Origin of the sequence: Bartonella sp. AP36NXGY (assembly GCF_042195865.1) — a bacterium.
GTDB lineage: Bacteria > Pseudomonadota > Alphaproteobacteria > Rhizobiales > Rhizobiaceae > Bartonella.
This window is the reverse complement of the sequence record NZ_JBHIPD010000038.1, coordinates 1-2500: the sequence shown is the minus strand read 5'-3', so window position 1 is coordinate 2500 and position 2500 is coordinate 1. Positions and strand designations below refer to the sequence as shown.

At 46.1% G+C, this 2500-nt stretch carries 1 tRNA gene and 2 rRNA genes (1 of these 3 cut by a window edge); all 3 read left to right on the top strand.

Features of this window, described 5'->3' with window-relative positions:
• A 23S ribosomal RNA gene (locus tag ACFINX_RS09015) occupies positions 1 to 1322 on the top strand; it begins 1488 nt to the left of the window's first position.
• Between the two features lie 67 nt (positions 1323 to 1389).
• A 5S ribosomal RNA gene (rrf, locus tag ACFINX_RS09010) occupies positions 1390 to 1504 on the top strand.
• A gap of 105 nt (positions 1505 to 1609) precedes the next feature.
• Positions 1610 to 1686 (top strand) — tRNA-Met (locus ACFINX_RS09005).
• Positions 1687 to 2500: the final 814 nt, after the last annotated feature.

The following is a 2500-nucleotide window of genomic DNA, read 5'->3' as shown; positions in this document are numbered from 1 at the left end:
AGATCTTATTGGATTGATCTTGCAGTGAAGCAGTTCCAGGAAATAGCTCCCACATATAGACCGTACCCCAAACCGACACAGGTGGACTGGTAGAGAATACTAAGGCGCTTGAGAGAACTACGTTGAAGGAACTCGGCAAATTGCACGCGTAACTTCGGAAGAAGCGTGACCCTTTAGCGGGCAACCGTTAGAGGGTGGCACAGACCAGGGGGTAGCGACTGTTTACCAAAAACACAGGGCTCTGCGAAGTCGCAAGACGACGTATAGGGTCTGACGCCTGCCCGGTGCTGGAAGGTTAAGAGGAGATGTGCAAGCATTGAATTGAAGCCCCAGTAAACGGCGGCCGTAACTATAACGGTCCTAAGGTAGCGAAATTCCTTGTCGGGTAAGTTCCGACCTGCACGAATGGCGTAACGACTTCCCCGCTGTCTCCAACGTAGACTCAGTGAAATTGAATTCCCCGTGAAGATGCGGGGTTCCTGCGGTTAGACGGAAAGACCCCGTGCACCTTTACTATAGCTTTACACTGGCATTTGTGTCTGTATGTGTAGGATAGGTGGTAGACTTTGAAGCAGGGGCGCTAGCCTTTGTGGAGTCATCCTTGAAATACCACCCTTACCGATATGGATGTCTAACCGCAGTCCGTTATCCGGATTCGGGACCGTGTATGGTGGGTAGTTTGACTGGGGCGGTCGCCTCCTAAAGAGTAACGGAGGCGCGCGATGGTAGGCTCAAAACGGTCGGAAATCGTTTGTTGAGTGCAATGGCATAAGCCTGCCTGACTGTGAGACTGACAAGTCGAGCAGAGTCGAAAGACGGTCATAGTGATCCGGTGGTCCCGTGTGGAAGGGCCATCGCTCAACGGATAAAAGGTACGCCGGGGATAACAGGCTGATGACCCCCAAGAGTCCATATCGACGGGGTTGTTTGGCACCTCGATGTCGACTCATCGCATCCTGGGGCTGGAGCAGGTCCCAAGGGTATGGCTGTTCGCCATTTAAAGCGGTACGTGAGTTGGGTTCAGAACGTCGTGAGACAGTTCGGTCCCTATCTGCCGTGGGTGTTGGAATATTGACAGGATCTGTCCCTAGTACGAGAGGACCGGGATGGACGTATCTCTGGTGGACCTGTTGTGGCGCCAGCCGCATAGCAGGGTAGCTATATACGGAAGGGATAACCGCTGAAGGCATCTAAGCGGGAAACCCACCTGAAAACGAGTATTCCCTGAGAACCGTGGTAGACCACCACGTTGATAGGTCAGGTGTGGAAGTGTGGTAACACATGAAGCTTACTGATACTAATCGTTCGATCGACTTGATCGTTCTCATTTCCCATATTCTTTCAAAAATATAAAAATTCCAGCTTCTCATCATTCATGCTTTTTGCTGACTTGGTGGTTATGGCGGAGTGAACGCACCCGATCCCATCCCGAACTCGGCCGTGAAACGCTCCAGCGCTGATGGTACTTTGCCTTAAGGCACGGGAGAGTAAGTCGCCGCCAGGTCTGCTAAAGGCATGATAGATAACAATTCAAAAAAAATATAACGATAAATATCAATACTCAATACTGAGAGTAGACAATAAAAAAATCTTGTCTTAAAATATATGACGCGGGGTGGAGCAGCCCGGTAGCTCGTCAGGCTCATAACCTGAAGGCCGCAGGTTCAAATCCTGCCCCCGCAACCACTTCTTAATCACCACCTACCTTATAATATCAGCAGGGACGTAATAGTAACTTTGCTCTTCTCAATCTAAACAAAGATAGTGTCAAACGAAAGAGATAATATGCTCAATAAGCCTCATTAAAAAAGCTTATAAAATTAAAAAAAATCCATACTATTGTCTCTTTACAAAGTCAGTAATTTACATACATAAGTTCCCCTTTCTGCTACACTTTTCTCATAGAAACTTATCAAAAAAACTAGAAAAACTAGTTGCTCGTAAAACTACCAATACCTAGGAGCGGCTTTGAAACTGGATCGGATGCCTTCTCATCTCATAAAAGAATGCAATAGGATTAATAAGGGGCATACCCTAATGAAGCAGTGCTAGGCAGAGGCAGGGAGAGCTCTCTAAACGATAAATCTAAAAGCTCTTCTTAGTACTGCAAAACAAAAATATCATCAATCTCTGAAAATAAAAGCAGGAAAAAACAGATGTAGCGTCTAAACGCATGGAGTAAAATGCTAATCACTCAAAACTCTTCCCACGTACAAAACCCAAATAAAAACTAAAAGGGGCATGCCTACTAATCATCATGCACCTCTGGAAGCAAAATGGGTAGGGGAAGAACGTATAGGTATGTAATTTACGCGCATAAAGGGCGCGCAAGGACTAAATCTAAACTCAGATTCTCTTGGATTTTAATATCATCCCTCCCTTTGTTCTTTGTGTACCTGTATATCTTCATCCTCAAAACAATCTGCCAACTTTTTGTAACAAAAAACTGTACACAATTCCTTGAACTCCAAACTATCTATACCACTAAATACTAAGGGGG